The sequence below is a fragment of the Streptomyces sp. NPDC040410 genome (assembly GCF_055595715.1).
On sequence record NZ_JBVIVK010000022.1, the window covers coordinates 31395 to 57377 of the forward strand.

24 protein-coding genes and 3 pseudogenes are annotated in these 25983 nt (G+C 71.1%); 11 read left to right on the plus strand and 16 right to left on the minus strand.

The features are described 5' to 3' along the window. Positions 1 to 7 precede the first annotated feature (7 nt). The 4 genes from ACZ562_RS31895 to ACZ562_RS31910 form a co-directional block, all read right to left on the minus strand. Positions 8 to 571 carry a DedA family protein gene (locus ACZ562_RS31895; RefSeq protein WP_471186423.1) on the minus strand — a complete coding sequence of 188 codons (564 nt, stop codon included), beginning with the start codon at positions 569 to 571 and terminating at the stop codon, positions 8 to 10. A gap of 154 nt (positions 572 to 725) precedes the next feature. Beyond that, the gene (locus ACZ562_RS31900) at positions 726 to 2789 is read right to left on the minus strand and encodes an FAD/NAD(P)-binding protein (protein ID WP_471186260.1); all 2064 of its coding nucleotides are present in this window, start codon (positions 2787 to 2789) and stop codon (positions 726 to 728) included. Between the two features lie 217 nt (positions 2790 to 3006). Continuing rightward, complete coding sequence (locus tag ACZ562_RS31905; protein ID WP_471186263.1) at positions 3007 to 4644, minus strand: alkaline phosphatase D family protein; 1638 nt, start codon at positions 4642 to 4644, stop codon at positions 3007 to 3009. Positions 4645 to 4738: 94 nt separating this feature from the next. Next, on the minus strand, positions 4739 to 5383 hold the full coding sequence (locus tag ACZ562_RS31910) for an HNH endonuclease family protein (RefSeq protein ID WP_471186265.1): 645 nt from the start codon (positions 5381 to 5383) through the stop codon (positions 4739 to 4741). 378 nt (positions 5384 to 5761) lie between these two features. Here ACZ562_RS31910 and ACZ562_RS31915 point away from each other — a divergent pair, with 378 nt between their 5' ends. Continuing rightward, positions 5762 to 6352, plus strand: a complete 591-nt coding sequence (locus tag ACZ562_RS31915; RefSeq protein ID WP_471186268.1) for a TMEM165/GDT1 family protein — start codon at positions 5762 to 5764, stop codon at positions 6350 to 6352. 190 nt (positions 6353 to 6542) lie between these two features. Next, the gene (locus ACZ562_RS31920; protein ID WP_471186271.1) at positions 6543 to 7211 is read left to right on the plus strand and encodes an HAD-IA family hydrolase; all 669 of its coding nucleotides are present in this window, start codon (positions 6543 to 6545) and stop codon (positions 7209 to 7211) included. 179 nt (positions 7212 to 7390) lie between these two features. Here the strand turns inward: ACZ562_RS31920 and ACZ562_RS31925 are convergent, their stop codons facing one another. Continuing rightward, positions 7391 to 8419 carry a peptidoglycan-binding protein gene (locus ACZ562_RS31925; protein ID WP_471186274.1) on the minus strand — a complete coding sequence of 343 codons (1029 nt, stop codon included), beginning with the start codon at positions 8417 to 8419 and terminating at the stop codon, positions 7391 to 7393. A 182-nt stretch (positions 8420 to 8601) separates the two neighbouring features. Between ACZ562_RS31925 and ACZ562_RS31930 the strand changes: the two genes are divergently transcribed. Continuing rightward, positions 8602 to 10644: a DHA2 family efflux MFS transporter permease subunit gene (locus ACZ562_RS31930; RefSeq protein WP_471186277.1), complete on the plus strand. Its 2043-nt coding sequence runs from the start codon at positions 8602 to 8604 to the stop codon at positions 10642 to 10644. A gap of 311 nt (positions 10645 to 10955) precedes the next feature. Here the strand turns inward: ACZ562_RS31930 and ACZ562_RS31935 are convergent, their stop codons facing one another. Continuing rightward, the gene (locus ACZ562_RS31935; protein WP_471186280.1) at positions 10956 to 11588 is read right to left on the minus strand and encodes a dihydrofolate reductase family protein; all 633 of its coding nucleotides are present in this window, start codon (positions 11586 to 11588) and stop codon (positions 10956 to 10958) included. 186 nt (positions 11589 to 11774) lie between these two features. Here ACZ562_RS31935 and ACZ562_RS31940 point away from each other — a divergent pair, with 186 nt between their 5' ends. Then, entirely contained in the window at positions 11775 to 12470 is a 696-nt protein-coding gene (locus ACZ562_RS31940) for a hypothetical protein (protein WP_471186282.1), read from the plus strand. Between the two features lie 5 nt (positions 12471 to 12475). Next, a complete protein-coding gene (locus ACZ562_RS31945; protein ID WP_471186285.1) occupies positions 12476 to 13462 on the plus strand; it encodes a hypothetical protein in 987 nt (328 codons plus the stop codon). Positions 13463 to 13472: 10 nt separating this feature from the next. On the opposite strand, the gene ACZ562_RS31950 is transcribed toward ACZ562_RS31945, so the two are convergent. After that, positions 13473 to 13883 (minus strand): DnaJ family domain-containing protein, encoded by a 411-nt coding sequence (locus ACZ562_RS31950; RefSeq protein ID WP_471186287.1) that lies wholly within the window; start codon positions 13881 to 13883, stop codon positions 13473 to 13475. A gap of 80 nt (positions 13884 to 13963) precedes the next feature. On the opposite strand from ACZ562_RS31950, the gene ACZ562_RS31955 reads away from it, so the two are divergent. Then, positions 13964 to 14356 (plus strand): FHA domain-containing protein, encoded by a 393-nt coding sequence (locus ACZ562_RS31955; RefSeq protein WP_471186290.1) that lies wholly within the window; start codon positions 13964 to 13966, stop codon positions 14354 to 14356. A gap of 147 nt (positions 14357 to 14503) precedes the next feature. Here ACZ562_RS31955 and ACZ562_RS31960 read toward each other — a convergent pair whose 3' ends face one another. Continuing rightward, on the minus strand, positions 14504 to 15175 hold the full coding sequence (locus tag ACZ562_RS31960) for an O-methyltransferase (protein WP_471186293.1): 672 nt from the start codon (positions 15173 to 15175) through the stop codon (positions 14504 to 14506). A gap of 396 nt (positions 15176 to 15571) precedes the next feature. Here ACZ562_RS31960 and ACZ562_RS31965 point away from each other — a divergent pair, with 396 nt between their 5' ends. Beyond that, positions 15572 to 17617, plus strand: coding sequence for a bifunctional glycosyltransferase 87/phosphatase PAP2 family protein (locus tag ACZ562_RS31965; RefSeq protein WP_471186296.1), 2046 nt, complete (start codon positions 15572 to 15574; stop codon positions 17615 to 17617). Between the two features lie 435 nt (positions 17618 to 18052). Further along, positions 18053 to 18472, plus strand: a complete 420-nt coding sequence (locus ACZ562_RS31970; RefSeq protein ID WP_471186299.1) for a hypothetical protein — start codon at positions 18053 to 18055, stop codon at positions 18470 to 18472. Positions 18473 to 18490: 18 nt separating this feature from the next. Here the strand turns inward: ACZ562_RS31970 and ACZ562_RS31975 are convergent, their stop codons facing one another. Next, positions 18491 to 19405 carry an IS982 family transposase gene (locus tag ACZ562_RS31975; RefSeq protein ID WP_471186301.1) on the minus strand — a complete coding sequence of 305 codons (915 nt, stop codon included), beginning with the start codon at positions 19403 to 19405 and terminating at the stop codon, positions 18491 to 18493. Here ACZ562_RS31975 and ACZ562_RS31980 point away from each other — a divergent pair. Both ACZ562_RS31980 and ACZ562_RS31985 read left to right on the plus strand, forming a co-directional pair. Next, positions 19386 to 19772, plus strand: a complete 387-nt coding sequence (locus tag ACZ562_RS31980) for a hypothetical protein (RefSeq protein WP_471186304.1) — start codon at positions 19386 to 19388, stop codon at positions 19770 to 19772. The genes ACZ562_RS31975 and ACZ562_RS31980 overlap by 20 nt on opposite strands. A 203-nt stretch (positions 19773 to 19975) precedes the next feature. Next, on the plus strand, positions 19976 to 20260 hold the full coding sequence (locus tag ACZ562_RS31985) for a hypothetical protein (protein WP_471186307.1): 285 nt from the start codon (positions 19976 to 19978) through the stop codon (positions 20258 to 20260). A 397-nt stretch (positions 20261 to 20657) separates the two neighbouring features. On the opposite strand, the gene ACZ562_RS31990 is transcribed toward ACZ562_RS31985, so the two are convergent. Continuing rightward, positions 20658 to 20930: a DUF397 domain-containing protein gene (locus tag ACZ562_RS31990; RefSeq protein WP_471186310.1), complete on the minus strand. Its 273-nt coding sequence runs from the start codon at positions 20928 to 20930 to the stop codon at positions 20658 to 20660. Then, a pseudogene (locus ACZ562_RS31995) lies at positions 20890 to 21165 on the minus strand (Scr1 family TA system antitoxin-like transcriptional regulator); the annotation flags it as partial. The pseudogene ACZ562_RS31995 and the gene ACZ562_RS31990, both read right to left, overlap by 41 nt. Positions 21166 to 21317: 152 nt before the next feature. Between ACZ562_RS31995 and ACZ562_RS32000 the strand changes: the two are divergent. Then, positions 21318 to 21779, plus strand: a complete 462-nt coding sequence (locus tag ACZ562_RS32000) for a hypothetical protein (RefSeq protein WP_471186313.1) — start codon at positions 21318 to 21320, stop codon at positions 21777 to 21779. 25 nt (positions 21780 to 21804) lie between these two features. Here ACZ562_RS32000 and ACZ562_RS32005 read toward each other — a convergent pair. From ACZ562_RS32005 to ACZ562_RS32025, 5 genes and pseudogenes are all read right to left on the minus strand, one after another. Continuing rightward, positions 21805 to 22224: pseudogene (locus ACZ562_RS32005) on the minus strand (DUF1275 family protein); the annotation flags it as partial. Positions 22225 to 22366: 142 nt separating this feature from the next. After that, a complete protein-coding gene (locus tag ACZ562_RS32010) occupies positions 22367 to 23563 on the minus strand; it encodes a helix-turn-helix domain-containing protein (protein WP_471186316.1) in 1197 nt (398 codons plus the stop codon). A 500-nt stretch (positions 23564 to 24063) separates the two neighbouring features. Next, entirely contained in the window at positions 24064 to 24492 is a 429-nt protein-coding gene (locus ACZ562_RS32015) for an aggregation-promoting factor C-terminal-like domain-containing protein (RefSeq protein ID WP_471186319.1), read from the minus strand. Positions 24493 to 24908: 416 nt separating this feature from the next. Further along, a pseudogene (locus ACZ562_RS32020) lies at positions 24909 to 25229 on the minus strand (energy-coupling factor transporter transmembrane protein EcfT); the annotation flags it as partial. Between the two features lie 145 nt (positions 25230 to 25374). Beyond that, positions 25375 to 25929 (minus strand): hypothetical protein, encoded by a 555-nt coding sequence (locus tag ACZ562_RS32025; RefSeq protein WP_471186322.1) that lies wholly within the window; start codon positions 25927 to 25929, stop codon positions 25375 to 25377. Between the last annotated feature and the right edge of the window lie 54 nt (positions 25930 to 25983).

Below are 25983 nucleotides of genomic sequence, written 5' to 3' on the forward strand. Positions count from 1 at the left end.
GCAGCCGTTACGCCGGCTGTCGCCGCATCACGTACGCCGCACCCGCTCCCGCGCCGAACAGGGCCACCAGGGACACGCCCGTGGCCAGCCAGGTCGCGCCGAGCCAGTGTGCGCCGAAGTAGCCGAGGGCGACGCTGTACGCGGCCCAGGCGATGCCGGCGAGAGCGGACCAGGGGAGGAACTCGCGGACGCGGCGGTGGGCGGCGCCGGCGACCAGGGAGACGACCGAGCGGCCGGCCGGGGCGAAGCGGGCGAGGACGACCAGGGCGCCGCCTCCCTGGGACAGCGCCCCGCCGAGACGTTCCTGCGCGGTGGTCAGACGGCGGGAGCGGGCTATCGCCCGGTCCAGGCGTTCGCCGCCGCGCCAGGCCAGCCGGTAGGCCACCAGGTCGCCCAGGACGGACGCGGTGGCGGCGCAGAAGATCAGGACCAGGATGTCGGGGACCTGGTGCGGAACCTGGCCGGTCGCCGCGCCCGAACCCGCGGCCGCCGCCGTGGCGGCGGTGATGACGAGCACGCCGCTCGGCAGTACCGGCAGGAAGACGTCCAGCAGGACCGACAGTGCGACCATGGCGTAGATCCATGGGCTGCCGGTCAGTGACCCCACGCTCTCGAGACTCTCGAGCACCCTCAACACTCCCCGTGTTTCCCCCGTGAGCCACACAGCGTACGCGGGAGGTGTGACAGAAGGTTAGCGGGGGGCTCATGTGTTCGGCAGAGAGTGTTCACTCGACGGGCAATGGGGCTGCCCCGCAATGTGAACGGCGCCCGCCGCCGCGTGAGCCGCGATTCGGCCACGGGTTCGCCTCGGTTTGCGGTTCCGTCCCGCCCGCAGCCGCACGTAGAACGGCTCTCGCCACCGAGTCGGCGTCCGCGAGCATGACCGAATCCACCCCTGGTCGCGCTCCCGCCGCGGTCACCCAGTGCACACCCTCCGTGGGCACCCCGAACGCGAACCGCCGTGGATGCGCGTGCCCTTGACGGTCCATCAGGCGGTACGGCCGCCGCGTCACGTCCAGCCCTCCGGTTTCGTAACCGTCGACGGTGTGGGGGCGGCACTGACCGGTCTCGAGCAGGCGGGCGAGGAGGCCGTCGGCGGTGCGGCGCAGATCCGGTTCCGGCAGGCGCGCCTCCACGAGCGTCGTCACCCGGACCGCCGAACCGGGCACCTCCGGGGAGCGCGCCAGCCAGGCCCCGCCCTCCTCCCGCACCTCAAGCCGCGGTCCGAGCACCTCCACCACACCCGCCTCCACCAGCGCGGCCAGCTCCTCGATCCGCCGCCGGGGCGGGCCGATGGACAGGAAGGCGTTGAGCGGGGTGTACCAGCGGTCAAGGTGGTCCCGCCGGGACCGGCCCGCGAGCCCGCAGTGGTCGACGATCTGACGCAGTTCGTTGCGCAGGTCCCGCAGCACGTCGAGGGCCGCCTTCAGCGGACCGGCGACATTGCCGAGGGCCGCCTGCGCCGCGTCCTCGCGGAGGTGCCCGAGCAGCCAGTCCCGCCAGGCGTCCGGGTCGGGGAAGGCGTGGCCCGCGTACGGCCGGGAGATCCGGTCCCACGACCAGCGGTCGGCCTGAGCCACTCCGAACTCGTCGAGCACGGCGGCCACTTGGGTGCTGCGGTGAGGGGCGGCCAGGAAACGGTCCCTGAACTCCGCGACCCCGGACTCCGCGACCCCGGACTCCGCGACCCCGGACTCCGCGACCCCGGACTCCGGGTCCGCGAACTGCCGGGTCCCGAACCCCGGCACTCCGAACCCGCCGGCCCCCAGAAGGGCTTCGTAGTAGACCGTCTCCACCTCCTTCGCCACCAGCGGCCATATCTCCGTGAGGAAGTCGGGTGCCTCGCCGGAGTCGGCGCGCTTGCGGAAGCGGGCGATGGTCTCGCCGGTGAGGACGAGCGGGAGGTGACGGCCGTAGGAGCCCTTCGCGTTGTCTCCGCGTGCCTGGTACGGGACGCCGCGCCGCGAGCCGGCGTACAGGCGAGGCTCGCGGCCGGAGGGCGTGTAGCGCAGCCGCCCGTTCTCCGCGCGGGCGAAGCGGCCGCCGCGGCCGGTCGTCAGCAGGGCCGTGTGGTCGAAGAAGTTGAGGCCCAGACCGCGCAGCAGGACCGGTTCGTCCGGCGTGACGCCGGACAGGTCGACGTCGGCCGGGTTGGCGGGCGGGACGTGGCGCAGGCCGTGGCGTTCCGCGTACGCGGCCGGCCCCCGCTGTGCCGTGTCCGCGGCCACCGGCAGATGGCCCTGCGCGAGGACGACGGCCGCCAGCCCGGACAGGGTGCGGCCGTCGTCGAGGGTGAGGGCCTGGCGGCCGTCGGGGGCGTCGTCGAGCCGGACCGCGCGTGCCGTGTGCGTTTCGACCCGCACCCCGTGCGGCGCCTCCCGCACCGTCTTCGCGAACATCCACTCCAGATACCGGCCGTAGTGGGCGCGGGTCGGGTAGTCGTCCGGACTCAGCTCGCCGTCCGCCCACTCGTGCAGGCTCGGACCCGGCCGGACGGGGCCCGAGCAGTCCACGCTGTCGTCGGTGAACAGGGTCACCTGGCAGGCCACGGTGTTCATCAGCAGCTCGGCCGGCTGCGAGGTGCGCCAGACGCGGCCGGGGCCGGGCGGCGCCGGGTCGACGACGTGGACCGTCAGCCGCGCCCCCGGTGGGAGGAGTTCGGGTGCGGAGGCGCACAGGCGCTCCAGAACGCTGGTGCCGCGCGGCCCGGCCCCGACCAGGGCGACGGAGACGGGTACGTGGTCCGTTGTCGGTACAGGCTCTACACGCTCTACAGGCTCTACAGGCAAGGCAGACGGGACAGACTGGACAGACTGGACAGACTGGACAGACAAGACGGGGACTCCCGGGCGTGGGGGCGCGTGGCGGCGGACCATCCGCCGGAAGCGGACGGTCCGCCTCATCATGCCGTCGGGAAGGCGGCGGGCAGAGCCCCGTGTGGCCCTGGTGTGGGATGCGTCACAAGCATCCCGGCCACGGCCGCAGCAAGCGGACGCAACGGGCGGATTACGGGGCGAGTTCGGACTCCGTCACGGTCCGGAGCCGGGTACGCCCGCCGTCGACCGCCCGCGCCTGTTCGAGCCGCACGCGGGCCGAACGGCCGCTCAGCGTCAGCGTCATGAGCTGGTTGCCGAACCAAGGACCGCCTGTCTTGCGCCAGTTCACCGCCGGCCGTGGACTTCGCGCGTGCCGGGCGAAGCACCGGCCGAGGGCGCGGGCCACCGCGCTCCAGCCGAAGCGGAAGCCGAGCCGTATCGACAGGGGGATGGAGTTGTGGACGGGGGAACAGGTCAACTGCACGACGCGGGCGTCCGGCGGCCCGGCCGGCCACTCCGGCTCGGCGACGTACGCGTGATGGACGTCTCCCGAGAGCACGCACACCGTCGCGGGCGCGCCGGGCCCCGAACCGGCCTCGGCGATCAGCTCCGCGAGCGCGGTGAAGGACGCCGGGAACGCCGCCCAGTGCTCCAGGTCGGCCTTGCGCCGCAGATCCTCTCCGAACCGTGCCCAGCGCGCGCCCTTCTCGCCCCGGCACACGGCCGCGTTCCACGCCTCGGCGTCGTGCACCAGGTGCGGCAGCAGCCAGGGCAGGGAGGTGCCGATGAGGAGGTGGTCGCAGGACCCGGGACCGTCCAGTGCCTGCTCGCGCAGCCAGTCCGCCTCTCCCGGGGCGAGCATCGCCCGGCTCTCCTCGTCGAGGACGCGGGCCGCCCGGGTGTCCACCATCAGCAGGCGTACGCGGCCGAAGTCGCGCCGGTAACTCCAGCGCACCGAGGCCGGGTCGGCGTCGGCCCCGCAGGCGAAGGCGCGCACGGCGTCGGTGCCGTCCGGGGTCTCGCGGACGGCCGAGTACAGCGGGTCGGCGGCGAGTTCGGCGGGGGGAAGGTTGCCGAGGTGCTGGTGCACCCAGTACGACATCAGGCCGCTCAGGATCCGCTCCTGCCACCACGGGGTGGCGCGCATGTCGGCGAGCCAGGCGGCGGAGGTGTTCCAGTCGTCGATGACGTCGTGGTCGTCGAAGATCATGCAGCTGGGCACGGTGGACAGCAGCCAGCGGACCTCGGGGTCGAGCCACGATTCGTAGTAGAGGCGGGTGTACTCCTCGTAGTCGGCGACCTGGCTGCCCGGCGGGTCGCCGAGGTCGCGGCGGGCGGCCAGCCAGCGCCGGGTGGCCTCGGACGTCTCGTCGGCGTACACCTGGTCGCCGAGCAGCAGCAGGACGTCGGGCCGTTCGCCGTCCGGGTCGGCCGCCAGCCGGGCCGCCAGGGTGTCAAGGGCGTCCGGGCCGACCCGGTCGTGCCCGTCGGCGGGCGGCGCCGCCCAGCGGCAGGAGCCGAAGGCGACGCGGAGGCCGTCGTCCTCGCCCGGGGTGCGGATCACCGAGGGCGGGAAGGGCGCGTCGGGCAGCGGCCATACGCGGGTGCCGTCGAGGAACACCTCGTACGACCGTGCCGTGCCCGGCGTGAGGCCGCTCACCGGGACCAGGGCGTAGTGATGGCCCGCGACCTGGAAGGTGCGGGCGGAGCCTTCGGCGCCGTCGGAGCAGCGCACTTCGGCGGTACAGGGGCGGCTCGCCTCGACCCAGACGGTCGCGGACGAACCGTCGGCGTACCTCAGCAGTGGTCCAAGGCGCAGTCCCGCCATGTGATCACCCTCCTCCGTCGCCCCGTACGGTACGGAACGACGGAGGTCAGTGGCGAGATCCCGGCGCAGAATCCGCGGATCGGCATCCGCCGGATCAGCAGGCGGAGAGGTAGTTCGTGAGCGCGCTCTTCTCGGCGGAGTCGACCGAGAGGTCGTAGTAGTACTTCACCTGGACCCAGGCGCGGACGTAGGTGCAGCGGTACGCGGTCCGCGACGGCATCCAGGTGGCCGGGTCCTGGTCGCCCTTGGCCTGGTTCACGTTGTCGGTGACGGCGATGAGCTGCGGGCGGGTCAGGTCGTTGGCGAGGGCCTGGCGCCGGGAGGTGGTCCAGCTGCCGGCGCCGGAGTCCCAGGCCTCGGCGAGCGGGACCAGGTGGTCGATGTCGAGGTCGGAGGCGGCGGTCCAGGTCGCGCCGTCGTACGGCGAGTACCAGCTGCCGCTGGTGGAGGCGCAGGCGGAGTCGGTGACGACGTTCGAGCCGTCCCTCTTGAGGACCGTCTCGCGGGTGTTGCAGGTGCCGCTGATGGTGATCCAGTGCGGGAAGAGGTCGCGGTCGTAGCCGGTGCGGTCCTCGGTCGCCACGGTGAGGGAGGCGAGGTAGGTGCGGGCGGTGGCGGCGCTGACCGGGGTCGGGAGCGCGGCGGAGGCGGAGGGCGGGTTGAGGAGGGCGACGGAGGATATGAGGCCGGTGAGGGCCGCGACTATGGCCAGCCGTCGACGCGCGTAGAACTTCGGCATGCGAACTCCCTTGGGGGGTGGGGGTGTTGGAGCGCGAGCGAGTGGAATGCTCGCCGTGCCGTATTGCGGGGAGGTGTGCGGTCGGTAAGAAGCTAATGACGTGCACATGACATGACAAGTCATATCGCAAAACGATCTCGTACCATGAAGACCGCAGAAGGGGAGTAGCTCTTCGCCGGACCGTCGACATACTGCTCAGCTCGTCTGGGCCGGCGCCCGGAGGCGGATCGTTCACGTGGATCCGCCGGCGAGACCTTCGGCAAGCAGTGCACGCCCGTGCCACGCGGCACCGGTGACATGTGTGCTGCCGTGCCGAGAAGGTCTTCGCGCGAAGTGCGACCCACTCTCGGTGGGGCAGCCCCGACCGATTGAGGCACCTTGATCAGCCCGACCGTGACGGCGCTCGTCTTCGGCGTCGTCTTCCTCGCCGAACTGCCGGACAAGACCGCGCTCGCGGGCCTCGTCCTCGGCACCCGCTACCGCGCCTCGTACGTCTTCGCCGGTGTCGCCGCCGCCTTCGCGCTGCACGTGGCGCTGGCCGTGGCGGCCGGAAGCGTGCTCACGCTGCTGCCGCGGCAGATCGTGCACGCGCTCACCGGTGTGCTGTTCCTGGGCGGTGCCGCGATGCTGCTCATGAAGAAGGACGAGGGCGAGGAGGAGATCCGGGGCCCCGGGAACCAGTCCTTCTGGAAGGTGGCCGGGGCCGGATTCATGCTCATCCTGATCGCCGAGTTCGGCGATCTCACCCAGATCATGACGGCGAACCTCGCGGCCCGCTACGACGACCCGCTCTCGGTCGGCCTCGGGGCGGTGCTCGCGCTGTGGGCGGTGGCCGGGCTCGGCATCGTCGGCGGAAAGGCGCTGATGAAGCGGGTCCCGTTGCGGCTCATCACGCAGATCGCGGCGCTGCTGATGCTGGGGCTCGGGGGGTGGAGCCTGTGGGAGGCGGTGGCCGGACAGCCGTCGTGATGCGGCCGGGCGAGCTGAACGGTGAGTGAACAGTCGCCGGAGGAGGTAGCGGGAACCCCGCCGCATTTTGTATCGTGGGGAAACAAAGTGGTTCCCGCCCGTTTTCCCTGACCGGCGGGCGGGACCACCTTGTCCCCTCGGGGGCCGCACCCACACCCCGGCGCCCCCACCCAGCGTCCTGGAGCTGCCGATGACGGCCACCACCGTGCCCACCGTGCTCACCGCCCGCGCCCTTCTGCTGGACATGGACGGAACGCTCGTCAACTCCGACGCCGTCGTCGAACGCTGCTGGCGGCGCTGGGCCGAGCGGCACGCGCTGGACGCGGACGAGGTCATGAAGGTCGTCCACGGACGGCAGGGGTACGCGTCGATGGCGCTGCTGCTGCCGGACCGGCCCATGGAACACAACCACGCCGACAACGCGCGCATGCTCGCCGAGGAGACCGCCGACCTGGACGGCGTCGTCGCGGTCCCCGGCGCACCGGAGTTCCTCGCCGCCCTGCGCGGGCTGCCGCACGCCCTCGTGACCTCCGCCGACGTCGCGCTGTCCACCGCCCGGATGGCGGCCGCCGGCCTCGGCCTTCCCGACGTCCGCGTCACCGCCGAGTCCGTCGGAGCCAGTAAGCCCGACCCCGAGGGCTTCCTCAAGGGCGCCGCGGAACTGGGCGTCGCCCCCGCCGACTGCGTCGTCTTCGAGGACTCGGCGGCCGGCATCGCGGCCGGGCGCGCCGCGGGGATGCGGGTCGTGGGGGTCGGTCCGCGGGCCGGCCTCCATGAGCCGGATGTGGTGGTGCGGGACCTGACGGAGGTGCGGGTGGAGAGTGCTGGGGACGGGGAGATACGGCTGTACGCGGGGTAAGCGCGGGTGCCGTGTGCTTTTCGGACGAGGGAGGGCCGATTCGAGCCCGTCCGGTGCTGAGGACGAGGCCGTTCAGGCCGAAGCGGGGATTCGGCGGCGGCGGCCCCCGGTGACGGCCGCACCGAGGCCGGGTGACCCGTCGCCGGCCCGGCTCGCGCGGCGCCACTGCTCGCGCGGCGTCACGGTTCCGTCGTCTCCGACTCCAGCCGCGCCCGCGTCGCCTGCCCGTACACGCCGAGTTCGTCGCTCTGGATGCCGCGGGCCAACTGGTAGGTGGTGACGGCGTCCTCGACCTGCTCGTTGTAGTTGCCGCTGGCGTCGCCGGTGTACAGGTTCAGCTGGCGCAGGCGCAGCTGGAGTTCGACGACCTCGGGGCCCTTGTCGCGGCGTTGCAGGACGGGGCCGCCGGAGCGGCCGTTGCCGCCGGACTCCTCCACGGGGCCGGGGCCCGTGGCGGTGGCCGTCGGCGCGGTCCGCGACGGAGAGGCCGACCGGGACGGGCTCGGCGAGGCGCTCGACGCCGAGGGCGACGCGGAGGACGGCGACGGGCTCGTACTGGCCGAAGCGGACGGCGACGCGGACGCCGGTGCGGCGGACGAGGCGGGTGGGGGCGGGGACGCGGATGCGGTGCTCCGTGACGGCTCGGGCACGCTCACCCGTACGTCCTCCGGCAACGCGCCGTCCCGCGACGGGGTGTCGTACGAGAACAGCCCGCTAGCGAACCCGGCCGCCGCCACCACCGCGACTACGGCCCCGGCCGTGCCGAGCAGCACGGTACGGCCCCGGCGGCGCGGCCGCCCCCCGTCGCCGGACGACCCCGGCACCGCGGAGTCGTCGCCCGCCTCGAACAGCCGCAGGTCGGTGGCGCTGGGCGGGATCTCGGGGGGTGACAGGGGGGTGGGGAACACGGAGGTCACGTCCGCCGCGTCCGGCTCGGGCGCGACGGCCCGAAACGGCATGGTGGCCTCGGAAGGCGCCACCGCCGGCTCCCGGCTCTCCCGGCCGTCCCCGCCGCTCCCGGCCGTCGTCTCCAGCTCCACATACGGCCGAATCCGCAGCGGATCGAAGTCCTCCGCCGCGGCCGCCTCCGCCGTACGCGCGTCGCGCAGGGCTTCGGACGCCCGCTGCGTGCATCCGCAGGAAGGGGTGTTGTCGGCCCCCCGCGGCACGCCGCATTCCGGGCACAAGTGCCCCTGCGTCTCGTTCATGCATCCATCCCTCCCCTCGCTCACGCGTTCGTTCGTCCCCCAACGACCTCCAGAGATTATGCAGATCTCCTCCACACCCTCTCCCACAAGCCCCCGGAATACAGGCTTCCGCAGGACTCGACAGGCCATAACCGGTCACTCCGACCACGATGGAAGACAACGAGACCCCGAGGGAGGACTTCATGGCAGGGGATGCGCCCGCTGTGACCGGGCATGCGCGTGACGAACGGGAACCGCACGTGCCCGGAAACGTCCTCGCCTCGATCGGCGCGCTGCTGCTCGGGATGCTGCTGGCGGCTCTCGACCAGACCATCGTGTCGACCGCGCTGCCCACCATCGTCAGCGACCTCGGCGGACTGGAGCACCTGTCGTGGGTGGTCACCGCGTACCTGCTGGCGTCGACCGCGGCGACGCCGCTGTGGGGCAAGCTCGGTGACCAGTACGGGCGCAAGAAGCTGTTCCAGATCGCGATCGTGATCTTCCTGATCGGCTCCGCACTGTGCGGAATGGCCCAGAACATGCCCGAGCTCATCGCCTTCCGCGCCCTCCAGGGTCTCGGCGGCGGCGGGCTGATGGTGCTGTCGATGGCGATCGTCGGCGACCTCGTCCCGCCCCGCGAACGCGGCCGCTACCAAGGGCTGTTCGGTGCCGTCTTCGGCGCGACCAGTGTGCTCGGACCGCTCCTCGGCGGGCTGTTCACCGAGCATCTGAGCTGGCGCTGGGTCTTCTACGTCAACCTTCCCGTCGGAGTCGTCGCGCTCGCCGTGATCGCGACCGCGCTGCACATCCCGCGCAAGGCCGCGCGGCATGTCATCGACTACCTCGGCACGTTCCTCGTCGCGTCGGTGGCCACCTGTCTGGTGCTCGTGGCCTCCCTCGGCGGCACCACCTGGGACTGGGGTTCACCGCAGATCGTCGTGCTGGCGGTGCTGGGGGCCGTCCTGGCGGTCGTCTTCGTGGCAGTCGAGCGGAAGGCGGCCGAGCCCGTCCTCCCCCTCAGACTCTTCCGGATCCGCACCTTCACCCTCTCCGCCGTCATCAGCTTCGTCGTCGGCTTCGCCATGTTCGGCGCGATGACCTATCTGCCGACCTTCCTCCAGGTCGTGCAGAACGTCACGCCGACCATGTCCGGTGTGCACATGCTGCCGATGGTGGTCGGCATGCTGCTGGCGTCGACCGCGTCCGGACAGATCGTCAGCCGTACCGGCCGGTGGAAGGTGTTCCCGGTCGCGGGCACCGGTGTCACCACGCTCGGCCTGCTCCTGCTGCACAGGCTCGACGCACACAGCTCCACCGCAGGGATGAGCGCCTGCTTCTTCGTCTTCGGCCTCGGCCTCGGCCTGGTCATGCAGGTTCTCGTCCTCATCGTGCAGAACGCCGTCTCGTACGAGGATCTCGGCGTCGCCACCTCGGGCGCGACCTTCTTCCGGTCCATCGGGGCCTCGTTCGGCGTCGCCGTCTTCGGCACCATCTTCGCCGGCCGCCTCGGCGACAAGCTGACGGACGCCTTCCGCGGCGCCGAACTCCCGGCCGGAATCTCGGCGGACGCGCTGGAGTCCGACCCGCGCGGCATCGCCGAACTGCCGCCCGCCCTGCGCCCGGCTGCCCTGAACGCGTACGCCTCGGCCATCACCGACGTCTTCCTGTACGCCGTCCCCGTCGCCCTTCTCGGCTTCGTGCTGGCCTGGTTCCTGAAGGAGGACAGGCTGCGCGGCTCCGTCACGGCACCCGACCTCACCGAGACCCTGGCCAGCAACCCGGTCGAGCGCTCGTCGTACGACGAGGTGTGCCGCGCGCTGTCCGTGTTCGGCACCCGCGAGGGCCGCCGCGAGGTCTACCGGAAGATCACCGCACGGGCGGGCTACGACCTGTTGCCCGCGGCGAGCTGGCTGCTGCTGCGGATCAAGAAGTACGGCTGGGCGGAGCCGGCCGTGCTCGCCGAGCGGGTCTCCATCCCGCTGGGTGTCGTCATCGGAGCCGCCCGCCAGGTCGAGGAGCGGCACCTGGCCGAGCGGCAGGGCCTGGACCTCGTCCTCACCGACGAGGGCCGCGAGGTCGCCGAACGGCTGTCCCGGGCCCGTGAGGAGTCCCTGGCCGAACTCCTCGGCGACTGGTGGGGGCCGGACCGGCCGACCGACCTGACCCAGCTGGTGAAGGAACTCAACGACGAGCTGTGCGGCTCGGACCGGGAGCAGCCGCACGACGGGTCGGCGCGGCTCGGCTGAGGCCGATGCCGAGGTCGTTGCCGAACAAGTGCTCGGCGTACGGGCCGTCGTTGTGCGGGCCCACGCCGCCGGCCGGCTCACCGTCGTACCGTGCCACCAGCAACTGCCCGCGGGGCGGGGCGGTTCGGCGCAGGTGCGGCACCGATCTCCCGGGCCCTCGCCGCGCATCCCAGGCGCCCCTCGTGCAGCAGACACCGGCGGTCGCTGACCCCTCGCGCGCGCCCCTGCGGCTCGGCGGGCAGTACGCCCGCCGGCGTGCGGCGGCGACGGGGGAGCCGAACGTTCCGGAGCGATCGTCCAGGCCGTGGCGCTCATTCCCGGGAGGCGGTGTGCGGGGCGCGCAACCGGATATGCGTGACCTCCGTCGAGTCCAGCACCTGAGTCTTGCGCCACTCGACGTGCTCGTCCCCGAGGTTGTCGAAGAGCCGCCGCCCGCCGCACGCCAGCACCGGCACGACGTGCAGCAGCAGCTCGTCCAGCCATCCGGCCCGGATGAACTGCTGCACCAGGTCCGCGCCGCCCGCCAGCGAGACGTCCTTGGATCCGGCCGCCCCGCGCGCCAGCTCCAGCGCACGCCAGGGCCCTTGGGTGACGAAGTGGAACGTGGTGCCGCCCTCCTTCACCAGCGACTCGCGCGGGTGGTGGGTGACGACGTACACCGGCATGTGGAAGGGCGGCTCCTCGCCCCACGGGACCTCGCCGGTGATGTACATGCCGTGGCCCATGACCACGGCGCCCGGCCGCTCGGTCCACTCCGCGATCAGCTCGTCGTCGGGGCCGCCCGCCCCGCCCTCCATTCCCTGCATCCGGCGGAACGTGCGCAGCCCGTACACCCACTCGTGCAGCCGTTCCCCGCCGATGCCGAGCGGGTGCTCGCGCCCCGAGTCCGGGCCGGCGACGTATCCGTCGAGCGACATGGCCAGCCGTGCGATGACCTCACTCATGACAACCTCCTCGGTCGGTGACCCCCTACACCCTTGCGTCGATCGGGCCGCCGCCGAATCGACACGCCGGTCCCGTGAAACGGCCCGGCACCCCGGGCGCCGTTTGAGGGCCGCCTTCGGGGCAACCCGGTCAGGGAACCGGTCCGTAAGGGGAGCCGGTTGGGTCGAGAACCCCGGAAGGCATACATGTCCACTGGCGTGATCATCGCTCTGATCGTGATCGTGGCGGCCGTCGTCATCGTCGCGGCCGTCCTGACCCTGCGTGCCCGGCGCGGGCACACGGGAGGCAGCCTGAAGCGGCGCTTCGGGCCCGAGTACGACCGTGCCGTGGCCCGGCACGACGGGGACGCCGAGGCCGCCGAGCGCGAACTCGCCGAGCGCGTGGAGCGGCACGGATCGCTGCGCGAGCGGGAGATCGAGCCGGCGCAGCGGGAGCAGTTCGAGGCGCGCTGGACGGCTGCACAGGAGCGCTTCGTCGACTCGCCGCCGGAGGCGGTGGCGGAGGCGGACCGGCTGCTCGCGGAGCTGGCGGAAGTGCGCGGCTTCCCGGCCGGCGCGGAGTACGAGGAGCAGCTCGCCGCGCTGTCCGTGCACCACGCGGACCATGTGCACGGCTACCGGCGCGTCCACCGCGTCACCAGTACTCGTGTGAGCGGGACGCCGGACGGCGGCCGGGCCGGCACGGAGGAGATGCGCGAGGCCATGGTCGAGGCCCGGGCCCTGTTCGAGGACCTGGTGGGCCCGGCACGCCACAGGGATCACAGGGATCACGAGGACCACAGGGATCACAGGGACCGGGATGAGTCCCGGACGCCCGCCCGCGGCCACGGCCGCGGCCACCTGCCGTGGGCCGTCACCCGGCGCCACGCGAAGGGAAGCTGACCGACATGACGGACGCGACGACCGGCGAGGGCGCGGAGGGCGCTCCGCGCGACGACGAGAAGGATGGCCGCCGGACGTCCCCGGCGACGACTCCGGGTCACGACCCGGCGTCGGCTGCGGGCTCCGACCGGCCGACAGCACCGGTCCCGGACCCGGTGACGGGTAAACCGGCGAGCGTGCCGCGCGGCGAGACGGCGCCCGGCACCGCGACGACCGGCCACCCGGCCGCGCCAGGCGAGGGCCGCGAGACCGTCGCTTCGGGCCGTGAGTTCGCTGCGGGCTCTGAGTCCGGCGCGGGCCGTGAGTCCGTTGGTTCGGGCCGTGAGTCCGCTGAGGGCGGTGGGATGGCCTCGGGCCGTGAGTTCGCTGCGGGCTCTGAGTCCGGCGCGGGCCGTGAGTCCGTTGGTTCGGACCGTGAGTCCGCCGAGGGCGGTGGGATGGCCTCGGGCCGTGAGTTCGCTGCGGGCTCTGAGTCCGGAGCGGGCCGTGAGTCCGTTACTTCGGGCCGTGAGTTCGCTGCGGGCCGTGAGTCAGGCGCGGGCCGTGGGTCCGCTGGGGGCGGTGAGACAGCCGCGGGCCGTGTCGCCGCACCCGACGCCTCCGGGCGCGAGACCCCCGGCACTCGTGCCACACAGGACACCCACACCCCGGAGAGCACCTCAGCACCGTCCACCGCCGCGTGGGAGCCCGGCGGGAGCGGCACGCACCTCTTCCCGCACGACGAGGGCGACAAGCTCTCCCTGCGGCTGCAGCACGCCGTTACCGGGTTCGTCGACGGACCCCGTGCCGCCGTGGAAGAGGCGGACCACGTGCTCGAAGAGGTCGCCGCCGAGTTCACCGACGCCGTGTCGCGGCGCCGCCGTACCCTCCGCGGGTCCTGGCAGTCCGCCGACGGCTACGAGGACAAGCCGGCCACGAGCGTCGACACCGAGCAACTGCGTCTGGCCCTGCGGGACTACCGCGAACTGACGGAGCGGCTCCTGCACCTGTGACCCGTCCGGCCTACCCGGCCGTCGCCCGGCCCTCCCGCCACTGGCGTACGACGTCCTCGACGTCGTACGGCTTCAGACCGAGCGGGGGGCCGGGCGGCGGCTTGAACATGACGTCACGGATCTTGACATTGATGTCCTTCACGATCTTCCGGACGATCCGCTCGGTCGGCGCCTTCGCGGCCGCCAGCAGCGCGTCCTCGGCCTCCTTGCGCAGGGCCAGGGTCGGAGGCAGTACCGAGAGGCCCTCGCGGGCCATCTTCTGCCTGACCCACCACAGTTCGTCGTACGACGTGTCGGTGCCGCCTGGAAGGGGTTTGCCCGCGCCGGCGAGGTGGGCGAAGTCGCCCCGCGCCTCGGCGTCGCGGATCTGCTTGTCGACCCAGGACTCGAACGGGACACCGGGGGGCTTTCGCTCGGTCATGACTCCATTGTGCCGGACGCGGTAGAGCCGGGGGATTTATCATACGGCGGCTGTGTAAGGACACTTCAGAAGGAGCGCACGTGCTCGAACTCACCATGGCTGCCGTCTCCGCGGAGGAGGAGGGCGTCACGGCCGGGATGCTCATGGCCGACGCGCCCAGCGAGCCGGGTGCCGTGCTTCGCGTGGGCCGGGACAAGTCCGTGTGCCGGTTGTCGACGCCCGACGACTGGCTGTTCGTCTCCCGGGTGCACCTGGAGTTCCTGTGCGGCCCCGAGGGCACCTGGCAGGTGACCTGGCTGCGCGGCTCGCAGCCCGACCCGTCCTCGGAGGTCGTGCTGACGGTCGGCGAGTACGCGCAGCCCCTCGCCTACGGCGGGACGGTGGCGCTGCCCAGTGGCGCCGGCGGCGAGGTCATCATCAGGGACCGCACCGCCCCGCGCAGCGTCAACGTCGGCTATTACCACGAGGTCTAGTGCCGGTCAGCCAAGATTTGCCCGTTCAGGCAGCGGCGTCCGGTGGGGGCACCTCCCACGCCCTCAGGGCGGTGGGGGAGCGTGCCGGACGCCGCGACGGGGCGGACCCTGGCCGACGCGGCACTGGCCAGGGTCGGCAGGGAAGGGCTACGCCAGCACGCGGGCCAGTGCGAAGCCGTCGTAGCCCTTGGTGCCCACCGTCTGGATCGCGGTGCCGTCCAGCCTCGGGTGGCTGCCGATGAGTTCGATGGCCTCGCGGGAGCCCCGCACGTCGGAGGCGGTGCTCTCCTGGTCGGCCACCCGGCCGCCCCGCACGACGTTGTCGACGACGATCAGGCTGCCCGCGCGGGTGAGCCTGAGAGCCCACTCCACATAGTTCGGGTTGTTGGCCTTGTCCGCGTCGATGAAGACCAGGTCGAAGGGGGCCGGGTTCTCGTCGGCCAGCTGGGGCAGGGACTCCAGGGCCGGGCCCACCCGCACCTCGACGACCTTGTCGAGTCCGGCACGCGCGATGTTGCGGGTGGCGACCTCGGCGTGCCGGGGGTCGTACTCGAGGGAGATCAGCCGGCCGTCGGCGGGCAGGGCGCGGGCCAGCCAGATGGTGCTGTAGCCCCCGAGCGTGCCGATCTCGAGGATGGTGCGGGCGCCCTGGATCAGGGCGAGGAGGTGGAGGAACTTGCCCTGCGGTGCCGTGACGGCGACGTGCGGGAGCTCGGCGGCCTCGCTGTCGCGCACGGCCGCTTCCAGGGCTTCGTCGTCGGGCGAGAGATGGGCGGTGAAGTAGTCGTCGACGGCGTCCCAGAGCTGCGACTCGCTCATGCACCTATGCCTTTCGTATTCTAGTTAGATGGGCTAACTAGTTGCGCTAACGAACATAGTCGTGTGCAGGGTTCCTGTCAGCGTATTTCCTTCGGCCTTCCGCCGACGGTTTCAGCCGATCGGCGGAAGTGCCCCGACCGGGCTGCAGGCTACGGAGTGGCGGCCGCGGCGAGTTCCCGCAATCACTTCCCGCAACCACTGTGATCCATCTCGCGCCCTGCGGAGGCGAACGAACCGTCCGCGCACTATCGTCATCCGGACAAAAGAAGGACGGACGTCAGGTGAAGCGAGGGTTGCCTGCGTCCTTTTCCGGGGGTGGTGCGAGCCTCATAGGGTTCGCGAAGAGAATGCGGCACACGGGGCGCGCGGGACGACGGGGCGGGAGGCCGACGAGGCGTGGCGAATGCGGAGCACAGCGGGCGACCGGCGGAAGCTTTCGGGGCGACGACGGCCGGTACGGCCCGGGCGCGCCTGCACGCGGCACGGCTGGGTCTGTGGCTGGTCGCCGCCCTCCTCGCCGCACGGCAGATGACCGTCGTCCTCAGGACGCCCCGCGGCGAGCGGCTGACGGACCTGGAGAACTGGGTCGGGCCCGACGGCGTCCTGCACGTCAACGGCTCGCTGTACGACTCGACGCGCTTCACCGGTACCCCCTTCGGGGGACTGGTCCTCAAGCCACTGACCCGGGCTGCCGAGCAGGCCCTCGGCTGGGGCTGGACCTTCGGCACCCTGCTGCTGGTCGTCGCCCTCGGCCTGGTCGCCGCCCGCGCCCTCCCGCAGCCCGTCAGCCGCCGCACCTCACTGCTGGCCGCCCCGGTCGCGATCAGCATGCTCATGCTGTCGCTGCCGGTACGCAACACGCTCTGGCTCGGCCAGACGAGCATCATCCCCGTCCTGCTCGTCCTGCTCGGCTGCTTCGCCATACGCGGTGAGCGGGCCGGCGGCCTGCTGATCGGCTTCGCCGCCGCCCTCCAGCCGACGGTGCTGCTCTTCGCGCCGCTGCTGTGGTACACCGACCGCCGCCGCGCCGCCGCGTCCCTGGGCGCCACGTTCGCCGGCTGCACCGCGCTCGCCTGGGCCGCGATGCCGCACGACTCGTACATGTACTGGGTGCACCACATGGCCGGAGTCGGCCTCGGCGGCAAGGCCGACGACCTCGCCAACCAGTCCCTGCACGGCGCCCTGCTGCGCCTGGGCCTGTCCGGGCCACTGGAGATCACCCTCTTCCTCCTCCTGGGTGCGGCCGTCGCCGTCCTCGGCCTGCGCCGTGCCGTGCGCTACGCCCGCGACGGACAACTGCTGCTCGCCGTCGCCATCACCGGCTGCGCCGCGATCGCCGTCTCGCCCACCACCTGGCAGCACCAGCTGCTGTGGGTGCTGCTCGCGGTCGTCGGCCGGGTCGGCAAGCGGGCCTCCGACCGGTACGTGTGGCCGGTCGCCGTGATCCTGGTGATGACGCTGCCGGCGACGATGATGCTGCCGAACATGGCGGCCCTGTACACGCTGCGTGACAACGTCGTCCTGCTCGCCGCCCTCGCCGCCGCCACCTTCATCCCGTTCCTGTCCCGGACCTCGCCGTACTACCAGTCACCCGTCCCCACCGAGCACGCCGCGCCGGTCCCCACGCGCTTCAGGCACATCCCGTTGCTGCCGTTCCTGCGCCGCGTCCTCACCCGCCCGAACCTGCTGCTCGAACTCCTCCTGATCCGCGTCACCTACGCCGCCTACCAGCAGGTCCGGCTCGCGGCGACCGGCGGCAGCAACTCGGAGGGTCGCGCCGCCGCGGAGCACCACGCCCACCAGATCCTCGACCTCGAACGCTTCCTGCGGCTCGACATCGAGCACGCGATCAACCACGCGGTCGTGAAGGTCGACTGGCTGCGGAACTTCTTCGACTTCTACTACGAGTCGTTCCACTTCGTGGTCCCGCTGAGCGTCTTCGCCGTCCTGTACTGGCGCCGCCCGGTCGACTACCGCTGGGCCCGCTCGGCCCTCGGCTTCACCACCCTGCTCGCCCTGGTCGGCTTCTGGCTCTACCCGCTGGCCCCGCCGCGCCTGCTGCCCGGCCTCGGCATCATCGACACCGTGCACGGCGTCCAGGACTTCTCCAAGCCGGACTACGGCACGCTGACGGCCCTCACCAACCAGTACGCGGCGATGCCGTCGCTGCACTTCGGCTGGTCGCTGTGGTGCGGACTCGTCATCGCGGTCGTCGCGCCCAGGTGGTGGATGAAGGCGCTCGGCCTGCTGCACCCGTTCTTCACGGTCTCGGCGATCGTCGCCACCGGCAACCACTGGGTGCTGGACGCGGCCGGCGGCGCGGCGGCGGTCGTCGCGGGCTTCGGGCTGACGTATCTGTTCCAGGGGCCGCGGGCACGGCGCGCGACGCCTGCGCCTGCCGACAACGAACCGGCCCTGGTGAATGAGGGCGCGCCGAGCTGACCCGGGCGCGTTGCACTGCCTGGTGGTTCTCGGGGGAGGCAGGGGCGGGGCGTAGGGACGGGGTGCGCTCCCGCCTCCCTCGGGAGCCGCGGTGCCAGGGCCTGTCCCAGGAAGCCGCGGGACTTGCTGGACCTGCGGACCTGCGGACCTGCGGACCTGCGGACCTGCGGACCTGCGGACCTGCGGACATGCTGCTTCAGGGTCATCAAGAACGTCGGCATTCGCCGATTCGTGAGCTACGTACGGGCCATCAGGCAGGGCAAGAGGGTCCAGGGCACGGTTCGCCACGCGGCGGCCGTCATCCTCGGCTACGGAGGGATCAAGGCTGCATGTAGCGGAATCTGACGAACCCGGCGCTCTGGGAACCCCTCCCAGGGCGCCGGCCTGGCCGCAGCCCATGAAACCGCGACAGAAAGTCGAATCACCGTGCTCGCAATGGAACTGGCCTCACGCGCCGACGATGCCGCCTCGGCCATCGTGGTGGGCTGCCTTCTGCTTGCCGTCGCCGTCATCGCCTACGGGTTCATCGCCCGAGAACACATTTCGAATCCCAGGCGATCTCCGAGCCGCCCCCGTCCCGACAGCCCCGAACATGGTCCGTCCCGAACCGTGCTCTTCGGTGGCGTCGCCGTTGTAATCGGCCACATCATCGGATCAGTGGCTTCCAACCGGTGGGCATTCCACTGGGACCTTGCACTTGAGGTCCTGGTCTATGCCTCGGCACTGTACTTCTTCGAGTTCGCGGCGAACTGGCGCCAACTGACTCCTAAGAAGCGCCGGATCGCCATCGCCGGGCTCCTGCTCATCGCGCTCGCCGGAAGCGCGTCCGCGGCGTACACGAATGGAATCCTCTAGATGATCTAGTCCAAGGGGTCAGTGATCGTAGGCGATCAGTGAGCGTAGGACGGTTTGTCCGGTGGCGTCGTTGTGCCAGATCGCGGCGGTCAGCGCGAGGATGCGTTGTATGACGCGGGCTATGAGACCTCTGGGTGTGCGCCCTCGGTGCCGTTCGAGGTCAAGCTGTCCCTTGAAGGTCTCGTTGATCGATTCGATGACCTGTCGCAGCGGCTTGAACAGGGCTGCGCCAGGCCGTTCCCGTTCACCTTTACGGGCAGGCCGCAGCAACTGGACTCCATGCTCGGACAGTTCGCGTTCGAAACCACGGCCGAAGTAGTTCTTGTCGCCGATGAGAGTCTGTCGGGGGCGCTCTCGCAGAAGCTCGCATTCGGCTGCCAGGAGGTCAAGGAGGGTCTCGCGTTCGTCGGCCTTGGCCCCGGTCAGGGCGAAGGCGATGGGCAGGCCCTGAAGGGTGCAGACCAGGTGCAGGCGCAGGCCCCAGAAGAAGCGGCTGTGGCTGGCGCAGTAGCTGTATTCGGCCCAACCTGCCAGGTTGGAGCGTTTGACGGTCTCGCGGGAGCGGCCGCACTCCACCGGGGTGGAGTCCACGACCCATATGTCGTCGCTCCACACCGAGGTGGTGGTGGCCAGGATCCGGTTGACGCTTCGCATCAGACCGGCGGCCTTGCGCAGCCGCTTGTTGTAGCCGGGCTGCTGGGGCAGGTAGGGGAAGAGGTGGCGCAGGTGGGCACGGGCATGGCCGAGCCATTTGGCCTCGGAGGTGTAGCCGAGTATGGCCTGCATCGTGGCGCGGGTGACCAGTTCAGCATCGCTCAGGCGGGGCGTAATGCCGACCGGCGGGCGCCGCGGCGCCAGGTCGGGATGCTCCTTCAGCATGTCGTCGGTGGTCGCATAGAGTGCTGTCGCGAGGGTGTCCACGTCGTTCGTCACAAAACGATCTTGGACACCGATTGCCGGTGGCGGTGCGAACGCCTATGGCTATCCGCCGGACCCGATCACCATGTACGACCTGAACGGCAAAGGCTGGTTCTCCTGGGGCCGTGCCTGGCGCATCACGGTGTGCGTGGGCGCCATCCTGTGTCTGCTCGGCAGCTCCTACTTCGCCATCACCAAGATCCGCAGGATCTGGCGCGTCATCAAGCGATGGGGCGGCATCCGTGCCGCCGTCACCCGCGTGATGAGCGCACGCAGCACATCCCTGAAGATGGAGCGCCTGGCAACTATGCTGCTCACCGCCAGCGCCACGATCCTGGGCATCGACACCGTCTACGACAAGTGCATCAAGACCAAGCTGTAGACACCGGACGCCGTCGGCGCTGAATCCGACGACGCCTTCTGTCGTGCCCGATTCACCCCTACCACAGTCTGTTCTGGCCGGGGCCAGCCCCGGCCAGAACAGACTGATGAGGAAGAACCCCCATCAACACACCCACCCCCCTCTCGGTTGTCCCTGCGCTGTTGTGGACCGTGGTTGCCGGCGCCTCACTGATCACATCGATCATGCTCTCCGTCCGCGCCAAGCGTGGGGAGACGGCCTCCGCCGCCTGGAACCCGTTCGGCACCGGCTTCCCGGTTGCCGCAGCAGCGGCGATCGCCGGGTACGCAGTAGCCGCCGTGACAGACCACTTCTCGCTCGGCACTGCCGCGTTCAGCATTCTGTGGCCCGCCATGGCCGCCACGGCCCTCGCCTACGCGGCAGGGACACGCGTCTCCTCTTGGCCCCAGTGGGCTGGCGCGGCCTTCGCTGCTGTCGGCGCGGCGCTGTACGGTGCACTGCCAACGTGACCACTGCCCGGCGGCTACAGCCAAGTGAAGGCCCCTGGGCCCTGCTGTCTCCCAAGTCCACCACATAGGCAATCTCGCATCAGCCTGGGCAGCTCTCAAGAGACCCGGGCTGTAAGCGGCTGTTTGGCTGCAACCACCAGCAAGACCGGTAACACCGTCCTGCACGCCAGTACATCCACGGCGACATCACCGTCCAGCTCCCGCTGGCCCCAGCAAGTCCCCCACCGTCCAGGACACCTCCACGTACGGCAACACGCGAGCCAGCAGCACGCCCGCTCGCTATGCAGGAACGTCGGCATTCGCCGATTCGTGAGCTACGTACGGGCCATCAGGCAGGGCAAGAGGGTCCAGGGCACGGTTCGCCACGCGGCGGCCGTCATCCTCGGCTACGGAGGGATCAAGGCTGCATGTAGCGGAATTCGACCGAACCCGGCGCCCTGGGAGGGGTTCTGAGGATCGGCCCCGCCGGGTTCTTCGAGTCGCGGCTGGCGAGGGCGGTGCACGGGACTTCGGCGATCTCCAGGCACTCGCCGCCCTGGCCGCCGCTGTAGCTGGACTTACGCCAGGACAGGTCGCCGAGAGGCGCTCCCTCGACGCAGGAGCCGCCCTGGCCGCCGCTGTAGCTGGACTTACGCCACCGGATCCCGTTCGGCGTCACGTTGTTCGCCATGGCGTTCCTCCATCACGCGCCGGATCAGCTCCGCCCAATCCCTGAGGGGAAGGGCGGCTGCCTGGAGGTGATCGTAACGGAGCCAACAGTCCTTGACGGTGTCCGGGTTGGCGGTTTGATGTCCGCTGCCGTACCCCTCCGTGCAGACGATGTCCGGGTCGCTGACGAAGCGGAAGAGGTCGAACGAGCCTTGCGAACCGGCATGCGCTCCGGCCGGGAACGGCAGTACCTGGAGACACCAAGGACGGCACGCGCGTACGCCTTGGTCCGCAAGAGGCCGTGCACGAGGTGCGTGTGACCGGCGGAGGCAAGGCGATGTGGTTCGAGTGCGGGGACCGATGACTTTCTCTCGCCGTTGCCGTCCTATAAGAAGAGGAGGTGTTCGCCATGGGTGGATCCGCACGGCAGGAGGCTCTGGAGAGGCTGGACGTGCTGGTCGGCGAATGGGCGGTGGAAGCCGCGTTTCCCGGTCTGGACGCGCCTGCCGCCCGCAGCGTGTTCGAGTGGACCTTGGACGGACGTTTCCTGGTCCAGCGCACCGAGATCCCGCTCGCCGAGGCCCCGGACAGCATGGCGATCGTCGCGGTGGACCCGGAGACCGGCGCGTACACGCAGCACTACTTCGATTCGCGGGGCGTCGTACGGGTGTACGCGATGACCTTTGCCGACGGGATGTGGCGGCTGCTGCGGGAGGCGCCGGACTTCTCGCCACTGGACTTCCGGCAGCGGTTCACCGGTCACGTCAGCGACGACGGCAGCACGATCCGCGGCGAATGGGAGATCGCGCGGGACGGCGGCGAGGCGGCATGGGAGCAGGACTTCGCCCTCAACTACCGCAGGAGCCGCTGAACTGCTGCCCGGCGCACCACCCGGATCACTCCCGCCCGGACGCCACCACCGCCAGCACCCCCACCACCAGCGTCGCGACGAGCAGGGGAATGCCCAGGCCGTGGTGGATCACCAGCCACGCGCCCAGCACGGCGCCGCCGAGCATCGCGAGGACCGAGGCCGTGCGCCGGGGAGAGCGGAGGCCGGAGCCGCCGCCGGCTCGGGAGTCGGAGGCGAGGCCGGTCAGGGTCATTGTCAGCACGGTCGTGGTCAGGTCGGGGACGCCCAGTTTGCGGACCGTCGCGTTGCGCAGGCCCATGGCGAAGGCGGTGAGGGCGATCAGGGCGTAGGTCGCGGCCGTGGCGTCGGGTGCGGCGAAGGCGACGACCGCCGAGGCGCCGAGCAGCACGGCCTCGGCGGCCAGCGTCACCCGGGCCCAGGTACGACGCGAGCCGCCACCCAGCCGGCATGTCGATGCTCCTTGTCAGCGTTGGCCACGCCCCCGGGCCGTTCGCCCAGGCGCGGGGGTCCTGACTGAGCGTCAGCCTGCCGCCTGGTGATGCACAGCAGTTGCACCGAAGGGTGCAACTCCTCTCGACGGGAACCTGCTATATCCCCACCCACTCCGCGTACTGCGCCAGCGAACTGTTACGCGCCCGCTCCTGCCGCTTGAGAGCCAACACGGTCTCCCGCACGGTCGGGTGATAGCGGGTCTGCTGCGGCGCGATGCGCCGAGCCTGGAGCAGGCAGTCCAGCGCTTCCTCAGGGTGGCCGGTCCAGGCGTGCGAGCGGCCGAGATCCATCCAGTGGTGCCCGGCCCGGGAACGGGTCCAGCCCCGCGGGATGTGCACATCCTCGGCGAGTTCGATCGCCCGCCCGAAGTCGTCCATCTCCGAGGCGATGGCCACGGCGTGCACACCGACGTTCACCGGTCCCCAGGTGACCCCGAAATCGGGCAGCTCGCCCGTGGTCCGGGCCAGAGAGAGGGCCTCGGCCAAGCGGGCGTCTGCCTGGTCCCTGTCCTTCATCCGACCCGCGATCACCGCAGCCCGCAGATGCATCACACCCCGCATGGCCTCAACGCCTGCCGGGCGGCGCGCATCCTGCCCGTCGAGATCCCGTAGAGCCCGGTCAATCACCCGCAGACCCACGTCGTACCTGCCGGACGACATCGTGGTCTGCGCGCGAAGATAGGCATACATGGCGGCCAGTCCCGGCTCGTCGGCGCGCGGCGCGGTCCACGCCAACCGGTCCAGCGCGACAGTGGCGAGATCGATATAGCCGAAGTTCCACGCCACCGTGAACACACACCGGAACGTCCCTGCCAGACACTCGTAGGCCAGTCGCTGCTCTTCCCCGGTACTGGTGTGCACCGCCTGCACCGACTCATTGATCAACCCGGGCAGGTCACGCACCATCTCCGTGTACTGCGCCTGCCGGCGCTGCACGAGGGCCCGCTGGACATCGGCCCGGATCAACCCGACCGGACGCGGGGCTGTCTCCCAGCCGAGAGCGCCATCCCAGTTCTCCAGCCCTTCACGGATCGGCTGGATCAGGGCGTCCATGCGGTCGCGCCGCAACTCCTCGGCGTACGGCTGTCCCAGCAGATCGGACGTCGAGACGCCCAGCGCACGGGCACAGGCAGCCAGAAGAGCCGGGGAGGCAGGCTTCTGCCCACACTCCACCTTCGACAACAGCGACTTGGACACATGCGTGCGCATCGCCAGCCCCTGCTGTGTCAGGCCGCGCTGTTTCCGGACGCGGGCGATCCGAGCGCCGGTGTGCTCCTCGATGCTCTGCGGCACGGCGAACTCCGTTCTGCGGCAACACTCAGACGGTACCCCTGCCCCACGGTCCCGGACCGACCGACCGACCAACGACCATCCCAGCTCCCCGCCGGACCACTGCCAGTCCGATGTACCCCCGCCGAACGACCAGCCGACGGACACGGCATACCGCCAAAGCAGGATGCGTCCCAGAGTCGGCGTATCGTCCGGGTACGCCCCGCACCACTACCCGTTGCCCGGTGATGGGGCGCGCCGCGAGCACCGGTCTGCCGCCGTCGGTCCCGGACGGGTGCGGGCCCGCGCAGCCGGCTCTGCTGGGGCCAGCCGGCCGGAATCGTCACCGCGGTGCTGGGCGCGATGCCCCCGGCGGGGTAAGCGGCCAAGACCCGCAGCGCCACCGCGCTGCGCACGGAATGACCGGGCCGACAAGGCGAAGGCGGCGGCCCCGGGGATCAGGGGGCCGCCGCCTTCGCGCTCAGGGGGCCGCTCGGAACTGCTCCCGGCTGTTTCGGCTGCGATCAGTACCAGCCGTTTGCCTGCCAGAAGCTCCACGCGGCGAGCGGGCTGCCGTAGCGGGCGTTCATGTAGTTGAGACCCCACTCGATCTGGGTGGCGGGGTTCGTCTTCCAGTCGGAGCCCGCGGAGGCCATCTTCGAGCCGGGCAGGGCCTGGACCAGGCCGTAGGCGCCGGAGGAGGAGTTGGTGGCGGTGACGTTCCAGCCGCTCTCGTGCTCGACGATGTTGCTGAAGGCGTTGAACTGCGCGGCGTCCGGGATCATCTTGTGCGCGATCGTCTTGGCCGAGGCGGCCGACGAAGAGGCCGAGGACGTGGCCGCCTGAGCGGGAGCCGACGTCAGGACCAGGCCGGTCGTGGCGGCCGCCAGCGCGGCGGCGGTCAGGGCCTTCTTCGGGGAAGCGATGCGACGAGCGATACGGGACACGGACACGGAGAACCTTTTTCTTCGGGGACAGGGGCGTCGCGGTGCGTGCCGGACCGCGTGGGCCCGGCCGGGACATGCCTCGGCGCCGCGGCCCTGGGGGCTCGTCGGCGCCGTGCGACGTCGTCCACACAAACAGGTCGGCGAAGTGTCCGCAAAAACCCTATTTGCTGGTCGTGGTCGTATGCGGGAGGAAGGCCGCCGTGTGTCCTGAGCCTCAACCAGCAGGTCAGAGGCCTAGGGACGCGTACATGCCAGGCGGTTACGGCTACGGCCCGGCATCGTAGGTGACCTGAGTCATGTGGGGTGGCTCACCATGGGCGCGGGTTTGCGTGACGGTCGGCGTACGCCGTTTCACGCAGCGGGAGCGTCAGTGCGGGCGTCAAGGGGGCGTCAGGGGGCGGTCACCGCGGGCTGCCCCTTCATGAGCTACTGCCGTAGTCGAGGGCGTCCATCGCGGCGGTGAGGGCGACGGAGAGCTCCGGCGCTCCCTCCAGGACCGGGAGTCCTACGTGCAGCAGGCCGCGTATGCCCTTGTCGGGACGGCCGCGCAGGTGGCGGGCCGCACGAAGGCGCTGCTCGTCCGCGAAGAGGTTCGGCGCGAAGGTGAGGGCGACGGCGACCGCCACGTCCGTCTCGTACAGGGCGCCGGGAAGGGACTTGAGGAGGCGGGCCGGGTTCGCGAGGGCGTTCGCGGCGCCCACGCAGATCAGCGGCGTGGCCAGCTTCAGGCCGTCGTACAGGGCGCCGGCGGGTTCGGCCCCGGGAGTCGTGGACCGGAGCACCACACGGGACGGCGACTCGGGAAGGACTGGGGGATGTCCGCGGTGATGCCCGCCCGGGTCGCCCTCTTTGCCGAAGCTCTCGCCGATCGTCGCGGCCTGGTCCGGCCTAACGCTGGAAGGCGTACCAGAGCTCGCAGTCGGGGGTGATGCTGTCGCCGGGGTTGCCGAACACGACGTCCGTGCTCGCGCCACAGCTGGTCACCACGTCGGTGCCCGCTCTGTCGCGCAGGTTGATCAAGTCGTCGCCGCCATCGGTCGACACGGTGTCGGAGCCCGTCCCGGCGTCGACCGTCGTGTTCAGCGGAACGCTGGAGTGCGCGGTGTCGGACTCGTCGCCCAGGTCCATGACGAACCGGGTGAGGGGGGCGACGGGTCCGCAGTCGACGGCGGTGCCGTCGGTGTTGCCGGCCAGCGGCACGCAGCCCGGGCCCGCCTCGACACCCGACTGGTCCTCGATGATCAGGCGGCCGTCGACGACGCCGGCTTCCACCACGTTCACCGCTCCGTCGCGGGCGTCGAGGGTGACCTTGCTGCTGTAGCGGATCGCCGTGGAGCCGGGCGCCTCCTGGGCGGCGGCCGGGGTGGCGAACGCGGCCAGGACGAGCCCCGCGGCCAGGGCGGGAGCGGCAGCCCGCTGCACGGTGCTGCTTGCGATCTTCATGCTGTTCTTCTCTCCTCGTTCCGGGGAGGGCGCCGCGAGTGACGGCCTCGGCGC